Source organism: Citrobacter sp. Ca225 (genome assembly GCF_030337175.1).
Classification (GTDB): domain Bacteria; phylum Pseudomonadota; class Gammaproteobacteria; order Enterobacterales; family Enterobacteriaceae; genus Citrobacter_A; species Citrobacter_A amalonaticus.
In genome coordinates this window covers 1-206 of the sequence record NZ_JAOWCD010000019.1, presented here as the reverse complement: position 1 = coordinate 206, position 206 = coordinate 1, and the positions used below count along the sequence as shown (strand labels likewise).

Below are 206 nucleotides of genomic sequence, written 5' to 3'. Positions count from 1 at the left end.
AACTCAGAAGTGAAACGCCGTAGCGCCGATGGTAGTGTGGGGTCTCCCCATGCGAGAGTAGGGAACTGCCAGGCATCAAATTAAGCAGTAAACTGATGTAAAAATCAGTGGTTGTAGAAAAATTCGGTGGAGCGGTAGTTCAGTTGGTTAGAATACCTGCCTGTCACGCAGGGGGTCGCGGGTTCGAGTCCCGTCCGTTCCGCCAC

The 206-nt window shown here is 52.9% G+C and carries 1 tRNA gene and 1 rRNA gene; both read left to right on the top strand.

The window, feature by feature from the left end:
• Nucleotides 1-74, top strand: a 5S ribosomal RNA gene (gene rrf / locus OGW13_RS25805); the annotation flags it as partial.
• 54 nt (nt 75-128) lie between these two features.
• Nucleotides 129-205 (top strand) — tRNA-Asp (locus OGW13_RS00720).
• The last annotated feature ends 1 nt before the right edge of the window (nt 206 follow it).